12 protein-coding genes are annotated in these 18,782 nt (G+C 64.7%); 4 read left to right on the top strand and 8 right to left on the bottom strand.

Annotation, left to right across the window (positions count from 1 at the left end; genetic code table 11):
- Nucleotides 1-39: 39 nt before the first annotated feature.
- Nucleotides 40-2,691, top strand: a complete 2,652-nt coding sequence (locus VT84_RS40445) for a U32 family peptidase (protein WP_082838462.1) — start codon at nucleotides 40-42, stop codon at nucleotides 2,689-2,691.
- 100 nt (nucleotides 2,692-2,791) lie between these two features.
- On the opposite strand, the gene VT84_RS03105 is transcribed toward VT84_RS40445, so the two are convergent.
- Both VT84_RS03105 and VT84_RS03100 read right to left on the bottom strand, forming a co-directional pair.
- Entirely contained in the window at nucleotides 2,792-4,228 is a 1,437-nt protein-coding gene (locus VT84_RS03105) for a sigma-54 interaction domain-containing protein (protein WP_052553503.1), read from the bottom strand.
- Nucleotides 4,229-4,643: 415 nt separating this feature from the next.
- Entirely contained in the window at nucleotides 4,644-5,696 is a 1,053-nt protein-coding gene (locus VT84_RS03100; protein WP_239465654.1) for a transposase family protein, read from the bottom strand.
- A 322-nt stretch (nucleotides 5,697-6,018) separates the two neighbouring features.
- Here VT84_RS03100 and VT84_RS03095 point away from each other — a divergent pair, with 322 nt between their 5' ends.
- The gene (locus tag VT84_RS03095) at nucleotides 6,019-6,792 is read left to right on the top strand and encodes an IS1595 family transposase (RefSeq protein ID WP_082838461.1); all 774 of its coding nucleotides are present in this window, start codon (nucleotides 6,019-6,021) and stop codon (nucleotides 6,790-6,792) included.
- 486 nt (nucleotides 6,793-7,278) lie between these two features.
- Here VT84_RS03095 and VT84_RS03090 read toward each other — a convergent pair whose 3' ends face one another.
- From VT84_RS03090 to VT84_RS03080, 3 genes are all read right to left on the bottom strand, one after another.
- The gene (locus tag VT84_RS03090; RefSeq protein ID WP_052553505.1) at nucleotides 7,279-8,955 is read right to left on the bottom strand and encodes a SulP family inorganic anion transporter; all 1,677 of its coding nucleotides are present in this window, start codon (nucleotides 8,953-8,955) and stop codon (nucleotides 7,279-7,281) included.
- A gap of 43 nt (nucleotides 8,956-8,998) precedes the next feature.
- Nucleotides 8,999-9,685, bottom strand: a complete 687-nt coding sequence (locus tag VT84_RS03085) for a carbonic anhydrase (RefSeq protein ID WP_052553507.1) — start codon at nucleotides 9,683-9,685, stop codon at nucleotides 8,999-9,001.
- 126 nt (nucleotides 9,686-9,811) lie between these two features.
- Nucleotides 9,812-10,156, bottom strand: a complete 345-nt coding sequence (locus VT84_RS03080; protein ID WP_082838460.1) for a hypothetical protein — start codon at nucleotides 10,154-10,156, stop codon at nucleotides 9,812-9,814.
- A 225-nt stretch (nucleotides 10,157-10,381) separates the two neighbouring features.
- On the opposite strand from VT84_RS03080, the gene VT84_RS03075 reads away from it, so the two are divergent.
- Nucleotides 10,382-11,437, top strand: a complete 1,056-nt coding sequence (locus VT84_RS03075; protein WP_082838459.1) for a bifunctional heptose 7-phosphate kinase/heptose 1-phosphate adenyltransferase — start codon at nucleotides 10,382-10,384, stop codon at nucleotides 11,435-11,437.
- Between the two features lie 87 nt (nucleotides 11,438-11,524).
- On the opposite strand, the gene VT84_RS03070 is transcribed toward VT84_RS03075, so the two are convergent.
- The 3 genes from VT84_RS03070 to VT84_RS03060 all read right to left on the bottom strand — a co-directional run bounded on the left by VT84_RS03070 (nucleotide 11,525) and on the right by VT84_RS03060 (nucleotide 15,864).
- On the bottom strand, nucleotides 11,525-12,664 hold the full coding sequence (locus VT84_RS03070) for a TIGR03364 family FAD-dependent oxidoreductase (RefSeq protein ID WP_052553513.1): 1,140 nt from the start codon (nucleotides 12,662-12,664) through the stop codon (nucleotides 11,525-11,527).
- Nucleotides 12,665-12,666: 2 nt separating this feature from the next.
- On the bottom strand, nucleotides 12,667-13,815 hold the full coding sequence (locus tag VT84_RS03065; RefSeq protein WP_052553515.1) for a LacI family DNA-binding transcriptional regulator: 1,149 nt from the start codon (nucleotides 13,813-13,815) through the stop codon (nucleotides 12,667-12,669).
- A gap of 156 nt (nucleotides 13,816-13,971) precedes the next feature.
- Nucleotides 13,972-15,864 (bottom strand): LamG-like jellyroll fold domain-containing protein, encoded by a 1,893-nt coding sequence (locus VT84_RS03060; protein WP_082838458.1) that lies wholly within the window; start codon nucleotides 15,862-15,864, stop codon nucleotides 13,972-13,974.
- A 428-nt stretch (nucleotides 15,865-16,292) separates the two neighbouring features.
- On the opposite strand from VT84_RS03060, the gene pilM reads away from it, so the two are divergent.
- Entirely contained in the window at nucleotides 16,293-18,779 is a 2,487-nt protein-coding gene (gene pilM, locus VT84_RS03055) for a type IV pilus assembly protein PilM (protein ID WP_052553518.1), read from the top strand.
- Nucleotides 18,780-18,782 lie beyond the last annotated feature (3 nt).

The raw sequence follows: 18,782 nt of genomic DNA, 5'->3' as shown, positions 1-18,782 counted from the left end.
AGGCGGACCGCGCGAAATCGGGTCTGCTACAATTCCCTCATGTCTTCATTGCACACCAAGCCCGAACTCCTTGCGCCCGCCGGTGACTGGGAGGCCATGCGCGCCGCGGTCGCGAACGGCGCCGACGCGGTCTACTTCGGCCTGTCGAACTTCAACGCGCGCGCCCGTGCCACCAATTTCGAGCTGTCCGAACTCCCGGACGTGATGACGTTCCTGCACGCGCGCAACGTGCGCGGGTTCGTCACGCTCAACACGCTGATATTTTCGGACGAACTGGAAGCGGTCGCGGAGTTCGTGAAGTCCGTCGCGGCGGCCGGTACGGACGCGGTCATCGTTCAGGATCTCGGGCTCGTGCGGCTCATCAAGCGCATCGCGCCGACGCTCCCGGTCCACGGCTCCACGCAGATGACGCTGACCGAACCGCGGGGCATCGAGTTCGTCACGAACCTCGGGGTCGAGCGGGTCGTTCTGGCACGCGAACTGTCCCTGAGTGACATTCGGAAAGTCACCGCGAACACGTCCACTCCGGTGGAGGTGTTCGTTCACGGGGCGCTGTGCGTCGCGTACAGCGGACAGTGCCTCACGAGCGAGGCGCTCGGCGGGCGTAGCGCGAACCGCGGGCAGTGCGCGCAGGCGTGCCGGTTGCCCTACGAGATGATCGTGGACGGCACGAAACGCGAACTCGGCGACCGCGCGTACCTGCTCAGCCCGCAAGACCTCGCGGCCTTCGATCTCATCGATCCGCTCATCGAAGCGGGGGTGATTTCCTTCAAGATCGAGGGCCGACTGAAGGGCGGTCCCTACGTGGCCTCGACCACGCAGACCTACCGCAAAGCCATCGACGCGAAGCTCACGCACCACGACTTCGCGCTTCCGCGGCGCGAACAACTCGATCTCGCGCAGACGTTCAGTCGCGGCCTGACACCGGGGTTCCTCGAAGGCGTGAACCACCAGATGTTGGTTCGCGGCCGGTTCCCGAAGAGTCGCGGGGTGCGCATCGGGAGAGTGTCGGGGTTCGCCAAGAGCGGTGTGCGGATCGAGTTGTGCGAGGCATTCGACGATCTGGTGAAAGCTGGCGACGGCGTGCTGTTCGACATCGGGAAGCCGCAGGAGCAAGAACCGGGCGGCCGGGTGTGGCGGGCGATCGTGCTGCGCTCCGTGGTCGAACTTTACTTTGAAGACGGCGCGATTGATTTCTCACAGGTTCCCGTGGGCTGCGACGTTTACAAGACGGACGATCCCGCGCTGCGCAAGCGCCTCGAACAAAGCTACTCGCAGGACAAGCTCGCGAGGCGCGTTCCGATCACCGGGCGCGTGTCCGGTGCGATCGGCGGCGCGCTGATGCTATCACTTTCCGACGGCGAGCGCGAGGTGAGCGCGTCGTGGAGCGGACCGCTCGAACTGGCGCGCAAACAACCCACGTCCGAGGCCGAAATACGGGATCAACTCGCTCGACTCGGTGACACGCCGTTCGAGTTGGGTACCGTCGCGGTCGAACTTCCCGCGGGCGTAATGGTCCCTCGCAGTGTGCTGAATGACCTCCGGCGCCAGGCCGCGGGCGCACTGGCAGAACAGCGAATCGACGCGCGCAAGCACGTGATCGCGAACGGTAATGCGTTGAGTGAACTGCGACGGGAGGTGGGGAGACCTACCCCCCCGTCCCCCCTCCCTGAAGGGAAGGGAGGGAAAGAACCTAACCCCCTAACCCCCTTCCCTAAGAAGGAAGGGGGAACAGAACCAAATGCAGCAGGCACGAAACAATCTGCGGTGGTTTTAAGCCCCTCTCCGTTTAGGGGAGGGGTTGGGGAGGGGTTGCAGACAAAACCTACCCGTCTCACCGTCCTCGTTCGCAACCTCGAACAGCTCGACGCGGTGCTTTCGTGGTCCCCGAATGACGGCCTTCCGAAGCCGTCCGCGATCTACGCAGACTTTGAGGATCTGCGGCGCTACAAGGACGCGGTCGCGAAGGCGCGGGCCGCAGGCGTGCCGATCGGATTGGCCCCGGTGCGCGTGTGGAAGCCCGGTGAGGACGGTTTTCAGGCGCTCGTCGCTCGCGCGGAACCCGACATCGTCCTCGTGCGGAACCTCGCGTCGATCAGTTACTTCCGGGAGCAATTGCCGAACGCGCGGCTCATCGGTGACTTCAGCCTCAACGTGGCGAACGAACTCACCGCTGGTGTCTTGATGAGTGCGGGTTTCGAGCGCCTCGTACCGAGTTACGATCTCAACTGGGATCAGTTCGCGTCAATGGTTCGGCGCGCGCACGCGGACTGGTTCGAGCCGGTAGTTCACCAGCACATGCCCATGTTCCACATGGAGCACTGCGTGTTCGCGGCGTTCCTCAGCACGGGCAAGGACCACCGCGATTGCGGGCGCCCGTGCGAGGTCCACAAGGTCGAACTCCGGGACCGCGTCGGCGCCAACTTCCCGGTGCTGCCCGATACCGGGTGCCGCAACACCGTGTTCAACAGCGTGGCCCAGAGCGCGGCCGAGTACGTGGGGCGCATGCGCGAGTTGGGACTGCGCACGTTCCGCGTCGATCTGCTGCGCGAAACGCCCGCGCAAGTCGTCTCACTTCTGGAGCGCTACGCTCGCGTGATCGCCGGGCGCGACGACGGGCACGAAACCTGGCGCCAGCTCCGCGTGTTGAATCAACTCGGTGTGACACGCGGGACGCTTCAGGTCATCTGATCTAATTGCTCACCCGCGTAACCTCTTTCTCAGGATGGTTACAAATCATGGCCATTTCAAGAGATTTCGCTAACTGGGTCAATCGCGTCAGAATAAACTCCTAAGCGTTGCCGGCGCGCTGGTTGAATTCATCGAACGGGTAAGTGATCGGGGCGTCTTTCTTCAAAAGGTTGTACGCGCGCATCTTTTTGTAGAGCGTCACACGGCTCACGCCGAGCATCTGTGCGGCCCGCGTGCGGCTCTGGTTGGCCTTTTCCAGGGCTCGCAGGATGTTCGCGCGCTCGGTCGCCTCGCGCGTCTGCTTCAGAGTGCCGTCGAACCCGGTCGGCAGGGGCATCATTACAGTCGGTGCGTCGGTACGGCTCAGCACTTGCGGCGGCAGGTGGTGGACCTTCAGTTCGCTCCCCGCGCTCGTGAGCACCGCTTGCTGAACGACGTTCTCCAGTTGGCGGATGTTGCCCGGCCAGGGGAACGCTTCCAGGGCGCGGAGCGCCTCCGGGCACACGCTGAACAGTCGCTTGCTGTACTTCGTGCCGTACTTTGCGACCATCCCGCGCACGAGCGGGCCGATGTCCTCCGGGCGGTGGCGCAGGGCCGGCAGGTGGAAGCTGAGCACGTGGAGCCGGTAGTACAAGTCGCGGCGGAACGTCCCGCGCTCGACCGCGTCCGCGAGGTTCCAGTTCGTCGCGGCCACAATGCGCGCCCGACACACGTGCGTTTCGTTGCTGCCCACGGGCTCGAACTCGCCGGTTTCGATCACCCGCAGCAGGTTCGCCTGGTGCTCTAACCCGAGGGTGTCGATCTCGTCGAGCAGGATCGTCCCCTCGCCGGCCGCGGCGAACTTGCCGACCTTCACCGCGTCGGCGCTCGTGAACGCCCCCTTCGCGTGGCCGAAGAACTCGCTGGCGATCAGGTTGCCCGAGAGCGTGCCGCACGACACCACGAGGAACCGGTTCGCGCGGCGCGCGGAGCAGTCGTGAACGAGCTTCGCGAGAAACGTCTTGCCCGTGCCGGTCTCGCCCTCGATGAGCACCGTGACGTCGTGCGCGGAGGCGATGCACAGTTGCTCGACCATCGCGGTCAGCGAGGGCGTGTGGTTGATGAGGCGCCGGCGGATCGTCTCGGCGGCGCTCTCGGTGGCGGGGTCGGCGAACGGGGTACCGGCTGCGAGCGCGCGGTGCGCCCAGGCGGTCAGCTCGCGCGGGTGGTGCGGCCACGCGAACCGCTCGGCGATGTACGGGTTTAGCGGGTCGAGCTTGCCGCTCGCGCGGACCGCGTCGGTTTCGAGAACGGACAGCCCGGCCGGGAGGTGCTGGACCTTCGTTTCGCGCACGACCGTTTCGACGGCCGATGCGTCGGCCGGGTCGGAGGCGAGCAGGAGCAGATCGCCGTCCGTTTCGGGCGTGAGCAGGTTCGGGACGTCTTCGTAGCGAACGATCGGGGCCGTAACTTGGATGGCCCGGTACAGGTGGCTTTGCACCACGGAGGCGAGGCGCTGGTCCTGTGCGACAATGACGAGCCGGCGGGAAGAACCCATAGGTGGCGAAGCTCCGCAAACGATCTGCGCGGCGCCGGGAGCGTCCACAAGGGCGCGCGGCGACCGGGGCGATGTCGGATGCGCGCGGCACGCGAGCCACGTTTCGAGCCGATGGGTCCGTGCGGAGTGCGGGCACGAACCGCGATCAACTCGAACCGGGACCGCGCGCCGCGCACGGGTCCGAATGGAGAGCCGATACAGCTTCTACCGCTCGGGTGATCGATTTCTCTCGACCGTTGCGGAAAAGTTTCGACCGCGCTTCCACACTAAATCAAAGTTTACAAACGGGATCGATGCAACCGGACCGCCCGAAGATGCTGAAAAAACCGACGATTCCGAGCTGTTCCTTGCGGCGAGAGCCGAATGTCGAGGCGCGGCAAGGGCGATTTCGCGTAGCAGAAAAAACAGGAAAAAGTTAGGCTGGCGGGCGTAATTGACTGAGTCCGTTTTCGAGTGCTTTCGGGTACAGGGTCAGAACTGCTGGTACTCGATCCGTCGTTGCTGCCGCTGGTCCGACTCCCGGCGCAGCTCCTTCTAAACACCGGACGGTCCATTCTAATAGAGTCGCTGCACAATAGCGGCTGATCGGTTCAAGTCGATGCGCTGCCCCGGGTGTTCGACCTCGTGCGTACATGAGGTTGTGGAGTCCGGCGACGTTCTTGATGATGAGGGTGTGCCGGCGGCGCGGGTTCCGGTACCGCTCGGCCGCGATGCGCCACACCTTCATCTTCCCGATCCCGTGCTCGACCACGATCCGACGGCGCGACACGCGCCGGTTCCCGGCCTTCTGCCGGGCCGTCAGCGGACCCTTCGGCGGTCGCCGGCGCGGGGTACACAGCCCGGTTCCCAGGTACGCCGTGTCGCCCGTGCGCCGCACCCCGTCCGGGCACACCACGGCGGTCGCGTCGTACACCTTCTTGTCATGCGTCTTGCCCGGGAACGCCTTCGACACGGCGGCGATCCGCACCCGGCGCCGTTGGCCGCCCCGCCCGGAGCTCTTGCGCTTGCGCACGACCACCACTTGGTGCTTGAGCGTGTGCCGCTTGTTCTTCCCCGAGTCGAACCGCTTCTGCCGCCGAGTGGGCCGGGGAATGGCCCGCTCGGTGGCGTCGAAGAAAAGCTCGCGGATCTCGTCGGGCTCCCGTTCGATGCGGCGTTCCGGGATCCGGAAGATCCCGGCCAACAGCGGTTGGAGCGGGTTGATGTTGCGGCACACGGAACGGTCGTCGATGCCGAACAAGAACCCGAGGAAGGCGTGGGTGGTGTAGGTCCGGTAGTACATCAACAGCATCAGCAATCGGTCGCTCAACGGGCGCGCGAACTTGCGCCCCGCACCCGGCTTCCGCTGACGAGAGGGCCGCTTCTTCCGCTTGGCGTCGGCCTGCGGGTAACGCGGTTCGAGTTCGGCCAACAGTTGGTCGAACGCATCGGGGGTAATCCCGGTCAGTTGACGGAACGTGTCCGGCATTCGCCTCAACCGACTCGTGTGGCTCATACACCAAACCTACGCACCCGGCCACTATTGTGCAGCGACTCTATTGTCTGTTCAAGATCCGTGTAGCACGGCGCTAGGATTTGAAATCGGGTACTCCGGAGGTATTTGATAGAGGGTGCCACGAAAGCACTATCAACGTACTTGTGGACGCGCGCGATTGAAGATTGTGGCGCGGGCTGGGGACCAAGGCCCCCGGCGGCAATGGCGAACCGACGGTGAAGAACGTCCACCGGGCAATGGACCGCTGACGTGAAGGTGATTAGCAAAATTCTAGGGCAACAGGTAGGCTGTTGCCATGACCCTCGACGAGTACGAACGGCACCTGCTCGGCCACCTCTGCTGGTGGTGCCACCACGCCACCCACCGGAGTTCGGCCCGCCAGCGGCAATGCCCGGGGTGCCGGGCTAAGTGGAGCTACCATCGGCGGAAGACCGAGTGGGAGCTGCTCCGGGCGTTCGCCTTCAGCACCACGGCTCACCACGCCGCTCGGGTGGTCCGGTGCAGCTACCCCACGGCCCACGCCGCGTACACCCGGTTCCGCCTCACGCTCCAGGCCATGACCGATGAGGAGAAGCGGCCCCTGCTCGGAGCCCTGGAGCTGGACGAGTCCTACTTCGGAGGCAAGCGGAAGGGCAAGCGGGGCCGCGGGGCGGCCGGGAAAGTGGCCGTTTTCGGGATCCTGGAGCGGGCCGGCCGGGTGTACACGGTAGCCGTCCCGAACTGCCAGAAGGAGACCCTGATGGCCAAGATCGAGGCTGCCACGGTCAAGGGGTCGGTGTTCTACACCGATGAGTTCGCCAGCTACCAGGACCTGAAGAGGCATGGGAAGCATGTTCCGATCGACCACCAGGAAACGTTCGGGATCGGGGCCGCCCACATCAACGGGATCGAGGGGTTCTGGAGCTTCGCCAAGCGGCTGTACCGGCACGTCCACGGGGTCGAGCCGGGGAACTTCCCCCTGTACTTGGCCGAGTACGAGTTCCGGTACAACCACCGGGGGGAGCACCTGATGACCCTCCTATACGACCGCCTGATCCGAGACGCCGTCCCAACCCGAAATCAGCCCTAGAATTTTGCTAATCACCGACGTGAAACCGAAGCGGGACGGGTGGAAGACGGCCCAGCCCGTTGACCCCGGACCGGTTGGTGTTCGCCGACGAATGGTGGTCGCCCATCGTCCCGTCAACAACTATCGAGGCCATCGGCCGACAGGCGCTGGTCCCAACGTGGCGGGCCGGCGATGCGGTGGTGAACAATCTGGTCGGTCACAGGCGGTGCGGTGAAACAGGCGATCGAGGGGCCGGGCGGGCGGTACCTTTCGCAGTACAGCCCCGATTTCAACCTCATCGCGTTGGTGTTCTCCAGACTCAGGGGTCCGCTCCGAGCTGTTGGGAAGCGAACCATCGGACAGATTGTGGAGCGTCCTGGGTCGGGTACGAGATGCGTTTGCGCCGGTACTCGTCCGGCGCTACCCCCGACACTACGGACACAAGAGTACCAACGCTACAACGCAGGGCGAAATGAGACTGCGATCGCACTTCAAGCCCCGAACTCGCTACGGCGCGGCACCGATTTCTTCCCGCGCCTTTTCTTCTTGGGGGCGCTCGGCGCTGTGCGTGCCGTTGAACCGCGCGTGGAGCCGGTCCCAGTCGATAAACATCTTCCCGCCGGTCGCCTCGTACTGCTTCTGGAACGTGAGGATCAGGTGCAATATGGCGTGGTCGACGAACTGCAATCGGTCGAGGTGAACGTGCAATTTCACCCCTTGTGGGACAGCTTCGAGCGCCTCCGCTAGCACGGGCAGGCGGAGGAACGTGGCCGCGCCCTCTAGGTACAAGTGAACGCGCTTGTGTTCGGATTCGTCCACGCGCCGCACCTTGAGGTGCGAGAAGCGGATGAGGAGTTTCAGCGCGGAGAGAACCACCCCCAGAACCACGCCCGCGAGCAGATCGGCCCCGACGATGGTCCCTGCGGTCGCGACGAAGATCAGCGCCTCGCTCTTGCTCTCCTTCCACAGCGCCCACAGCCCCGGTAAGTTGAGGAGTTTCCATCCGGTGTAAACCAGGATCGCCGCGAGCGCCGCGGCCGGGATGCGCGAGAGCAGCCCCGGCAGGAGCGAAACGAACAGGAGCAGCCAGAGGCCGTGGAGGATCGTTGAGAGCCGCGATTTCGCCCCCGCTTCCACGTTCGCGGCGCTGCGGACGATCACGCCCGTCATGGGCAGCGCCCCGACGAACCCGCAAATCGTGTTGCCGACGCCCTGCGCCATCAGCTCGCGGTCGAAGTTCGTGCGCGGGCCGTTGTGTTTGGTGTCCACCGCCACGGCGCACAAGAGCGTTTCCGCGCTCGCGATCAAAGCGAACGTGAGGCCCGCCTTCCAGATCAGGCCCAGCGTGAGTAGCTCCCAGCCGGGCCGCCCCATCGGTTTGAGGGAATCGACGAGGCTGGCCGAAATTTGCACCCGTTCGACGCCGATCCCGCCGTGGTTGTCTACCGCCGGGCCGATTTGCACTCCCAGCCCCTCGAAAATCGGGCGCCCGAACTCGTTCACCAGCACCGCTGCTAGCACCGCGACGACCGCGGCCGGAACGATCTTCAGGCGCTTCGGTGCGATCGGCTTCCAGACCGCCAGCACAATAACTGCGAGCAGCCCGATCACCGCGGCTTCGGTGTGATTCGCGCTCGCGCCGGTGGGCGGATCGAACGCCTTCCAGACCGCTTGCGGGATCGTCAGCAAACCGTCGAGCACCTTCTTGGGCGCGGTATCGTCCACCATCTCGTGGAACTGCTTCGCAATGATGGTGACGCCGATCCCGGCGAGCATCCCCTCGACCACCGCGGGCGAAACCGCGCGGAACCACTGGCCGATGCGGAACACCCCCGCGGTGAGCTGGATTGCTCCGGCGATGATGATCGCCAGCCCCAAGAGGACGACGGGGTTCGTGTCCGGGACTTGCGCCTTCGCGTCGTCCAGGAACTGGATGACGAGAACGATCAGCCCGGCGGCCGGGCCGGACACCTGGAGCGGGCTCCCGGCCAGGAACCCGACGACCAGCCCGCCCACGACGCCGGTGATGATCCCGGCTTCCGGGGGCAGCCCGCACGCTTGCGCGATGCCGATGCACAGCGGCAGCGCCACCATGAACACGACGAGCGATGCGAGGAAGTCGGCCACGGCCGAGCCGCTCGCGCGGCCCGACTCGGGCGCAGGTTTGAGTTCGTCCCTGACCATGAAATCGGAACTCCCGGATCGAGAGGGGCGGGGGACGAGTGGGTCACACGCCCGCGGGGACGGCGTGGTTCACCGGCCCGCGCCGGATCAGCGGGTGCGCCGGGATCGCCTCCGCTCCGAGGTTCGTGAACTGCCCGCTCTCCGGGTCGTAAACGAACACCTCGCCGGTTTCCATCTTGTACACCCAGGCGTGCAGCTTCAGTTCGCCCGCGGCGAGTGCCGTTGCAACCGCGGGGTGCGTGCGCAGGTGCTCCAGTTGGGTCAGCACATTTTCCTGGACGAGCACCTTTGCCCGCGCCTCGCCCGTCAGGTGCGAGTAGCAGGCGCAGACGATTTCCGCGCTCGCTTGCGCGTGGTCGAGCCACTGTTTCACGCGCGGCATGTTCGCGGTGCATTCCGGCTGGAGCACGGCGTGCATCGCGCCGCACCGCGTGTGCCCGCAGACGATGACGTGCCGGATGTTCAGCCCGCGGAGTGCGTACTCGATCGTCGCGGCCTCGGCGCTGGGCGCCCCGGGCGAGTACGGCGGCACGATGTTCCCCGCGTTGCGGAGCACGAACAGGTCGCCCGGGTCGGTCTGGCAGATCAGGTCCGGGACCATCCGCGAGTCGGAGCACGTGATGAACAGGGCTTGCGGGGACTGGCCGTCCGCGAGCTTGCGGAAGAACGCGCGGTTGGGTGCGAACACATCGGACTGAAACTTGTGGATGCCGCTGATGAGCTTTTCCAAGGGTACCGTCTCCCGAATCGTTGAGCGTGGTGTTAGGGACGGCGCGAGCGCAATGGCGCCCTGCGGCCGAGAACCGGTCGGTTGATTAGGAGTGCGCGAACGCGCCAGTAGTCGGACCGGGGGAGCCTAACAGCGATAGGGAGTGCCGAGACCGTTGCGGAACGGGTCTTCGGAGACGGGCGGGACCGCGCGAGCGCGCGTGAGGTGCGAGCGATTCGATGCGTGTGCTGGTGCGAAGCGTTCGACCGGTTCGCGGACCGGGGAGTAGTGCCGGGACGGGGAGGAGACGCGCTCCTTCCCATCAACCTCCCGCTCGTCGTCCTCTTCGTTCACCGGGGCAACGGGTGCGTTGCCGACGGGGACAACGGGCAAGATCGGTGCGAGAGTCCCCGCCGCTTGTTGCGCGCTGGTGAACGGCACCAGGCACGCAATCAGCATGAAGGTTCGGAAAATCGCACCGAGGCGGGGCATTGGCACCTACAAATCGGGAAACAACACGACAATTCTAGGTCGTCGGAACCGTTGCGAGCAAGCGCATTCGGTCGAAGTACACGCACAGTGAGTGCCGACTATCCTTCTTCGCGAATAAACGGCACAGATTTTGTGTTCGGCGTTGAATAGTAGCGATACGTTGAAAAAGCAATAAGAAACCGTCCCAAAATAGTCTCCGGACCGGCCGTTGAGCCGAGCCTACCCATGCTCACATCTCCACTCATCGACCACATTCTGGCCACGATCCCGAACCGCACGATCGGCGTGCTCGGCGACCTGTTCCTCGACCGGTACCTGGATATCGACCCGGCCCTGAACGAACCATCGGTGGAAACGGGATTAACCGCGTACCAGGTCGTCGGCGTGCGGAGCTACCCGGGCGCTGCGGGCACGGTCATCAACAACCTCGCGGCCCTCGGGGTGGGGCACATTTACCCCATCGCGTGCATCGGTGACGACGGCGAGGGGTACGAGCTCCGCCAAGCGCTGGGCAAAATGCCCGCGGTCGAACAGGGCGGGATCTTCCTGTCCGCGACGCGGCGCACGCCGACCTACACGAAGCCGATGCTGGGCAAGGAGGAACTCAACCGGCTCGACATCAAGAACCGTGCGCCGACCCCGGAAGACGTTCAGGACCGCGTCATCGCGCTACTGGACGAAGCGTGGCCCCGCCTGGACGCACTGCTCGTGCTCGATCAGGTGAGCGAAAAGGACTGCGGGGTCGTTACGAGGAAAGTTCGCGACCACCTGGCCCGACTCGCCGAACGCGACCCCGCGAAGTTCGTGCTGGCCGATAGCCGCGAGCAGATTGGGCTGTTCCGCAACGTGTGCGTGAAGCCGAATTGGGACGAACTCATCAAGCTCGATCCTGTCGCAGCAAACACAGTGCATAAAGCAGCGGAACTCGGGCCACGACTCGCAGCGGATGTCAAGCGGCACGTATTCCAAACGAGTGGGAAGAGCGGAATCGCACTATATGAACCGACCGTTGCTCAGCGCTGGCTAAGCGGAGCCTCAATCGCATTGCGCGACTGTTTCCAAGATATTCCAGCCTACCCCGTGTCCGGTCCCATCGACATCTGCGGGGCCGGTGACAGTTGCTCCGCGGGGATCGCGTCGGGGATGGTGAGCGGGACAACGCACGAGCAGGCCGCGGCGTTTGGGAACCTGGTCGCGTCGATCACCATTCAGCAGATCGGCGTGACCGGCACCGCTCCCCCGGAACTCGTGCGCAAGAGGTGGAGCGAAGTGAACGAGTAGGTCGTGTAATTTGATTAGCAATAATCCGTTAGCGGCCCGAACCATCTCAAATAGTTCGGGCCGAGGGTGAGCCCAAAACTGGGTTCCTCACTCGTTTGCGTTCCACCAATCCTGGGCGATCGCGAACGACATGGTCATACCCAGCCCACCGGGGGCGACGGCGATCACGCAGCCCGGTTGCGGCTCGGCCGTCACGAAGTGCTTTTCCGGGTGCTTCGCGTAGATACCGTGCCAGCGCGCCGCGATCGACCAGTCGGGCAGGTCCGCTAACACGCGCAGTTGCTTGAGGATGAGTTCGTCGATCTCGACCTTATCGAAGAGGCTGATGTCCGCGTCGTACTCGTGCGAGTCGCCGATCACCACCTCGCCGCGGTCGTTCTGCGAGGCCATAACGTGGATGCCGTACTTCACGTAGTCCGGCATCGTTTCCGCGATCCGGCGCTTCAATTGGGGTAGCGCCGAGCACATTTCAAACGCCTTGTAGTGACACAGCGTCAGCCCGCCGGCGACGTGAGTGCCGATCCGCCAACCGTTGGATTGCGGGCGCGTCTTCATCATCTGGAGTTTGCACCGGCGGATGCCGCTCGTCGCGAAGACTTCTGGGAAGAGCGTCTCGAAGTCGGCCCCAGAACAGACTAACACGCGGTCCGCGCGCCACGACTCGCCGCTCGCCGTCGTGATGCGCGGTGCTGTGATGTCAGTGACCGTCTCGCCGAGTCGGAACTGCACGCCGTGGGCTTCCGCCAGGAAGCGCGGGATACGTGCCACTGCTTCCGGTGGGTTCACGGCCAGTTCGGTCGGGCTGTACAGCCCCCCGCGCAGGCCGGCCGGGTTCGCGACCGGGAACCGGTTCAGTACCTCGGCGCGGGACAGGTATTCACACTTCACCCCGAGTGGCGCGGCCGTTTCCGCGAACTCGCGCAGCACAGCGTCTTCGTCTTCCTCGTGCGCGAGGTGCAGCGACCCGCACTCCGAAACCCATACCCCCGCTTGCGCCTTCAGTTCCAGCCACCGGGCGCGACTGCGCAGGGCGCGGTCGTAGGATTCTCCGGGCAACTGGCCGATGGGCCACACCATGCCGAAGTTGCGCACGGACGCGCCCTGCGGCTTGGTCGTGCGGTCGAACACTACCACCGAGTGCCCGCGGCGCGCGGCTTCCCACGCGAACGCGAGCCCCACGATGCCCCCGCCCACAATCGCAACGTTCGCTCGGCGCTCGGTTCCCACGCTCAACCTCCATCGGATCGCGAGGGGGTCGCACGGACCGAACTCTCGCGCACAATCAAGTGCCCCGGAACGACCACTTTCAACGGGCGGCGGTCCGGGTTCTGCCTTCGCTCCCGCATCAGCCGAATTGCCTGCTCCGCCAGCCCCTCGGACGGGTACGAATACGTCGTGATTCCGATGGCGAACTGGTCGCCCATCGGCAGGTCATCGGACCCGACGACGGCCACCTCGTCGGGCACCCGGATACCACGATTCAGAAGCTCGAAGATCAGTCCCATCGCGGTGTAATCTTGAAAACAGACTACGCCGTCGAGGTTCCGCTCCCGCACCTGGTCGGCGAGATGGGCGTAGGCCTCGCGCGACGACAAATCGTGGCTCTGGTAGAGCACAACCGGTGCCGGGGTGACGCCCAGTTCTGGGTCGAAGGTGGCCGCGTGAAGCGCGTAGAGGTAGCCCGCGACCTTGTCGTTGTGGCTGCTGGTCGGGGACGCAACAACGATCGCGATGCGCCGGCGCCCCAACTCGAGTAGGTGCCGTGTCAGGCGCGCGGACCCGTCCACATCGTCTACTGCGACGAGGTCGTGCGTCAGTTCGCGACTGTAACCGCGCAGGTTGCGCTCGACCAAAACGACCGGCAGCCCCTCCGCGCCACAAGCGCTGAGGAACCGCTCGTCCAGTTGCATTTCCTCGACGCTGTGGCGCGACGGGATGCAAAACACACCGTTCACGCCCGCGTCCTTGGCCCTGCGAACGCTGGTCCGGAGTTCGCTCTCGGACATGCGCACCGCGAGCTGGATCGCGTCGTGTTCGATGTGCATCGGCTCCCGGCGCGCGACGGCCTCGAAGCCGATCCGCGAGAGTGAGAGCGTGGCCCGCTGCCACGGCCCCGGTGTGAGGCGCAGCACGAGCGCCCACCGCTCGGCCGATGGCGGGGCGACCCGTCGGCTCCCGGACCGCTCAACGGTTTGGATCAGCCCCTTGTCACGCAGGATCTGGAGCGCCCGGGACGCGGTCACGACGCTCACCTTGTGAACCTCGGCGATGCCGCGCACGCTGGGCATGCGCCCGCCGTCCCACTTCCCCGTGCGGATTTGTAACTCCAGCGCGGTGGCGACCTCGACGTATTTGGGTAACCCGTTCAACGCGCTCATTGGGGGCAATCTCCGGCGCCTGGCAGCGTGTAGCACAGTGTCGCAGCCTGTGCTACAAAATGCGAGCCGGCATTCGCAAAATTCACACGATTGTCTCAAAATTCCCCCGTGCGAAGTGAGTAACCGCGCACGGGGACGTTGTGAACTGCTGCGTTCTCAGTCCTTCTTGATCGTGAACTGGTCGAACAGCCGCCCCTCTTGGTCGAACGCCTTGAGGTCGAACGTGCCCTGGTGGATGTTCGCGTAGCAGAAGTGGAAGTCGGAACGGAACTGTTGCTTGAAGAACGGCGGGGTCGGGGCGAAGTTCTCGAGGCCGCCGCCGCCGCCGCCGCTCGTGACGTACACGATACCGTTCTTCTGGTCCACCTTGCCCTCGCGGATCGGCCACGTGCGCTCGTAAACGTGGACGTGGCCGTTGAACACCACATCGACCTTGTACTTCTCGTACAGCGCGACGAAGTTCCGCACGCGCACGTCGCCGTAGGTGCTCGACCCCTTCCAGGTGTTGCCGTAATCGTCGTCGTCCGAGCAGTACGCCGGGTGGTGGTGGTAGCAGAATTTCCACTTCGCGGTGGACGCGGCCAGCGCCTTCTCCAGCCACTTGTACTGCTCACCGTCCGATTTCAGGTTGCGCTTCGAGTTCGTGTCGAGCACGAAGAATTCCGCATTGCCGTAGGTGTACGAGTAGTAGTACTCGGGCTTCGGCAGCGAGAAATACTTGTAGTAGTGCGGGTGGTCCTTCTCGTGGTTCCCGATGCACGGGAACACCGGAACCCGGCCGAACAGCTCGTGACACGGCTTGAACAGGTCACCGGTCCACTGGGCCTTCGACGCGCCGTCGTCCACCACGTCGCCGCAGTGGACGACGAAGTTCGGTCGGCGCTCCCACATCAGTTTCGCGACCTTCCCGGTCACGACCGGGTTGCGCTGGGTGTCGCCGATGACGGTGAAGCTGAACGCATCGTTCGACCCCGGCGCGGTCATAAAGGTCAGCGGCTTGCCTTCGAGCTTGCGCCCCTGCGCGTCCTGACACACGACGCGGTAAAAGTATTTCGTGTTCGGCTCCAGCCCGGTGAGTGCCACTTCGCCCATCGTGTCGGGTTTTTCGACCTTCACCTGCTGCTTCGCCGGGAGCGCGGTGCCGTATTCGAGAACCGCGGTGCAGGGATCTTCCGTTTCCCACATCACGGTGATGCCGGTCCGCGTGACGTACTGGAGGTACGGCTCGACCACGAACCGCGGCCCCTCGGGAACCACCGACGGCACGTCGACGAGTGCCTTGTCCGCCTGGAAGTGCGAGGTCACCTGATCCGCGGCGATCGCGTGCGGGCAGAGGAGCACTTCCTTGATCGCGCCGTGCAGCGGGTAGTCTTCGTTGTCGTCCTTGTAGCGCCCGATCACGAGCGGGGCGGACTTCGAGTACAAAACGGGGCCGGACTGTTCGGTGCTCGTCGAATCCAACTGTCCGTTCACGAACAGTTGCATCTGTTTGCCGTCGTACACGGCCGCGATGTGGTGCCACCTCCCGCGTGCGAACTCGCTCTTCGACTCCAGGTAGGTCATCTTGCCGTCCCCGTCGTCGGCGCCCTTCGTCGACAGGCCGAAGAAGAATTTCTTCTTGTTTGTGCCGACAATGAAGCCGGTTTCGGCCGGCCCGTTGTCCTGGAAGCACCCGAGAACCCCGGTCCACTCGGTCGGCTCGTCGACCCGCACCCACGCGACCACCGAGAGCGCCTCTTTCGGGAGGAACGGGGCATCGGGCGCGACGCGCGTTTTGATCATCACGCCGTCATCCGGGCCGGTAAGATGCAAATAAGCCCCCGCGTTACTTTCCGTCACGAGCGCCGGTGCCCCGAGCAGGGTGCCCGTTAACTTGCCGGCGCGGTCCGTGACCGTTTTGCCGGCCACGGCGTCGGCGTCGAACACCCAATGCGCGGACGGCTTCAGGTCCGGCTTCGGTGCTGCCGATGTTGACTGGTTGAGCAGGAACGCGAGCACGGCGACGGTACACGCGCCGGCCCCTCCCACTTTCACCCATGTTTTGGCCACGAGGCACCCGGGGTTAGGGAATGTGTGCTATACAAAAGCTGGACTGATGCCCGTTTTGTGCTACGGCGGCAGTATAGCGAGGTGCGTGTGTAGTTCGGGTGAAATTAAGGAACGTGCCCAACCGCACGACTTGCGCCAACATTTCGCCCGGCGGTCCGTTCAGTTCGTTGACAGTAGTAGTGTGAGGGTGATACCGTGAATCTCACGGGTCCTCGCGCCCTCAAAATGAAGACCTTCCGCTCGGGCGGAATCGGACGGGATACCGGCCCTGGAGCGCAGGAGTCTGAACAACGAGGGAGACCCCGCGCACGCGGGCCGTCGCACTCACTTCTGTTGTCCGGGCTTCAGCGACCGTTTATCTGATCCCGTACCGACCGCCGAACCTGGAGTCCGCAGGCGATTCCGCCCGCACCCGGAGAACCGCAATTATGGCCGTTACGAAAGGTTACTGGGGCATCGACATCGGGCAGTGCGCCCTCAAGGCGCTGCGCCTGGAGATGATCGACGGGAAGCCCACGGCGACCGCGTTCGACTACGTCGAACACGCGAAGATCCTCTCCCAGCCCGACGCGGACCAGGATCTGCTCATCCGCGAGGCGCTCGAAAAATTCCTCTCCCGCAACAGCGTCAAGACCGACGAGGTGGCGATCGGCATCGCCGGGCAGTCGGGCCTGGCCCGGTTCGTTAAACTTCCGCCGGTCGAGGAGAAGAAGATCGCCGAGATCGTGAAGTTCGAGGCGAAGCAACAGATCCCGTTCCCGCTCGACGAGGTCGAGTGGGACTTCCAGAAGATCGGCGGCGGCGAGGCCGTCGACGGGTTCGCCCTCGAGACCGAGATCGGTCTGTTTGCGATGAAGCGGGACATCATCTCTCGCTACCTCGGGTACTTCACCGGGAGCCGGATCGAGGTCCACCTCATCCAGATGTCGCCGCTGGCGCTGGTCAACTTCGCGACCTACGAGTTGCTCAAGCCGAAGGTCGACCCGCTCGAGGGCGAGCCGGAAGAGGACCCGATCCCGCGCGGCAAGAAGCGCTGCACCGTCGTGATGGACGTGGGCACCGACGCCTCGAACCTCATCATCACCGACGGCGCGAAGATCATCTGGCAGCGCCCGATCCCGTTGGGCGGGATGAACTTCACCCGCGCTCTCACCAAAGAACTGAAACTCACGCTCGCGAAGGCCGAGCACCTGAAGCGGAACGCGGCCAAGAGCCCGGACATGGCCAGCATCCTCAAGGCCATCAAGCCGGTCCTCACCGACTTCGTGGGCGAGGTCCAGCGGTCCCTGGGGTACTTCACCAACACGCACCGCGACGCGCACGTCGCGCACATGGTGGGGCTGGGCAGCGCGTTCAAGCTCCCCGGGCTCCAGAAGTACCTCGCGGACAAGCTCTCGCTCGAGGTGAAGAAGCCCACGAAGTTCGACCGGCTGAGCGGCGACGCGGTGCTGAACGACCCGCTGTTCCAGGAAAATCTGCTCACGTTCCCGATCGCCTACGGGCTGGCGCTCCAGGGCCTGGGGCAGGCCCGGCTCACCACGAACCTGCTCCCGCAGGGCATCCGCGTGGACCGAATCATCCGGTCCAAGAAGCCCTACGCGGCGGCGGCAGCAGCGGCCCTTCTCGTCGGTCTGGGGGGGATGGCGATGGGATTCTCCGGTCCCTACGCCGCGATCACCGACAAGAACATCGACAAGGGCATCGAGATGACCAAGTCCGCGGGTTCCGCGTACTCGAGCCAGGAGAGCAAGTACAACCAGGGGGTGGGCAATTCCAAGAAAAAACAGGACGAAACCAAGCTCATCATCGCCGGCGCGGAGGAGCGCCTGAACTGGCCCCGGTTGACAGAAGTGTTCACCGCGAGCCTCCCGCGCCCGGGCGAAAACGGCAACCTGAACGAGGAAAAGGCGAAGGTGAACACCGACCTCCCGGAGTTCGACCAGAACAAGTTGTGGAGGGGCGAGGGGAACGCCGGACAGAGCGCATACGACTGGTTCCTCCGCCGGATGAGTGAGGGCGTGCCGATCGAGAACGCCCTCGCGGACGCTAACTCGGACTACCCCAAAGCCCTTGCATACGTGAACGTCGAAACCGTTCACACCCGCTGGATCACCAACGCGAGCGCGTTTCTCACGGCTGCCGACGAACAGATTCAGGCCCGGTTCAACATTCCGATCGCGAACTGGATGAAGGACGACGAGCGTGAGAAGGACGAAACTAAAACGCCGCCCCGGTCGAAGCCCAAAGCGGCCGAGGGCGGGGCGTGGGTCGTCGAGATCCGTGGGTACACCGACCACAAGGGCGGGCGCCGGTTCATCGAACAGTCGCTCATCCGCAACCTTCAGCGGACCGACGTGTTCGCCAAGGACGAAAACAAGGTCGCACGGTACATCGTCGGCGTACCGGACCCGGTGAAAGGGAAGGTGAGCCACGCATTCGTTTACAACGTGTGGCCCGTTTATGACCCACAACCGAATCTTCAGTACGCCGCCACATCGTACCTCGACGGCCTGATCGGGGGCAGCGGAAGTGGCACCGGCATCGGAGGGCCGGGGGGGGACGGTAAAGAGGGCGGGCCGCCCAGCGGCCTTATCCCGGGCGGGGGTTCCGGGGGGCCGCCAGGTCTTTCGGGTTCGGGTTCAGGTTCGGGTTCGGGCACCGAGGTCGCGGCGCTCGCCCCCACGTGGCAGGGATTGGGGACCACGGGTACCGCCGGCGCTGCTCGTGGTAACGCGGGTTTAGGCTCGGCGGGCTTCGCCGGCCCCGGTATGCCCGGTATGCCCGGTGGTTCGACGGTGGGTAGCGGGGGAGGGAAAAAGGTCGAGGACACCGGCCGGACGCGGTACGAGTTCGTCGTCATGTTCCTCTGGCGCGAACCGACCCCGTCCACCCCGCCCGCGGGGTCCACGCCCTGAGCC

Origin of the sequence: Gemmata sp. SH-PL17, assembly GCF_001610855.1 — a bacterium.
In the GTDB taxonomy this organism is placed as follows: Bacteria; Planctomycetota; Planctomycetia; order Gemmatales; family Gemmataceae; genus Gemmata; species Gemmata massiliana.
This window is presented reverse-complemented; position numbering and strand designations above follow the sequence as displayed.

Bases quoted from the DNA above. Each gene is read 5' to 3' on its own strand.
- VT84_RS40445 (WP_082838462.1), top strand. From the start codon at position 40: ATGTCTTCATTGCACACCAAGCCCGAACTCCTTGCGCCCGCCGGTGAC.
- VT84_RS03105 (WP_052553503.1), bottom strand. From the start codon at position 4,228: ATGGGTTCTTCCCGCCGGCTCGTCATTGTCGCACAGGACCAGCGCCTC.
- VT84_RS03100 (WP_239465654.1), bottom strand. From the start codon at position 5,696: ATGCCGGACACGTTCCGTCAACTGACCGGGATTACCCCCGATGCGTTC.
- VT84_RS03095 (WP_082838461.1), top strand. From the start codon at position 6,019: ATGACCCTCGACGAGTACGAACGGCACCTGCTCGGCCACCTCTGCTGG.
- VT84_RS03090 (WP_052553505.1), bottom strand. From the start codon at position 8,955: ATGGTCAGGGACGAACTCAAACCTGCGCCCGAGTCGGGCCGCGCGAGC.
- VT84_RS03080 (WP_082838460.1), bottom strand. From the start codon at position 10,156: ATGCCCCGCCTCGGTGCGATTTTCCGAACCTTCATGCTGATTGCGTGC.
- VT84_RS03075 (WP_082838459.1), top strand. From the start codon at position 10,382: ATGCTCACATCTCCACTCATCGACCACATTCTGGCCACGATCCCGAAC.
- VT84_RS03065 (WP_052553515.1), bottom strand. From the start codon at position 13,815: ATGAGCGCGTTGAACGGGTTACCCAAATACGTCGAGGTCGCCACCGCG.
- pilM (WP_052553518.1), top strand. From the start codon at position 16,293: ATGGCCGTTACGAAAGGTTACTGGGGCATCGACATCGGGCAGTGCGCC.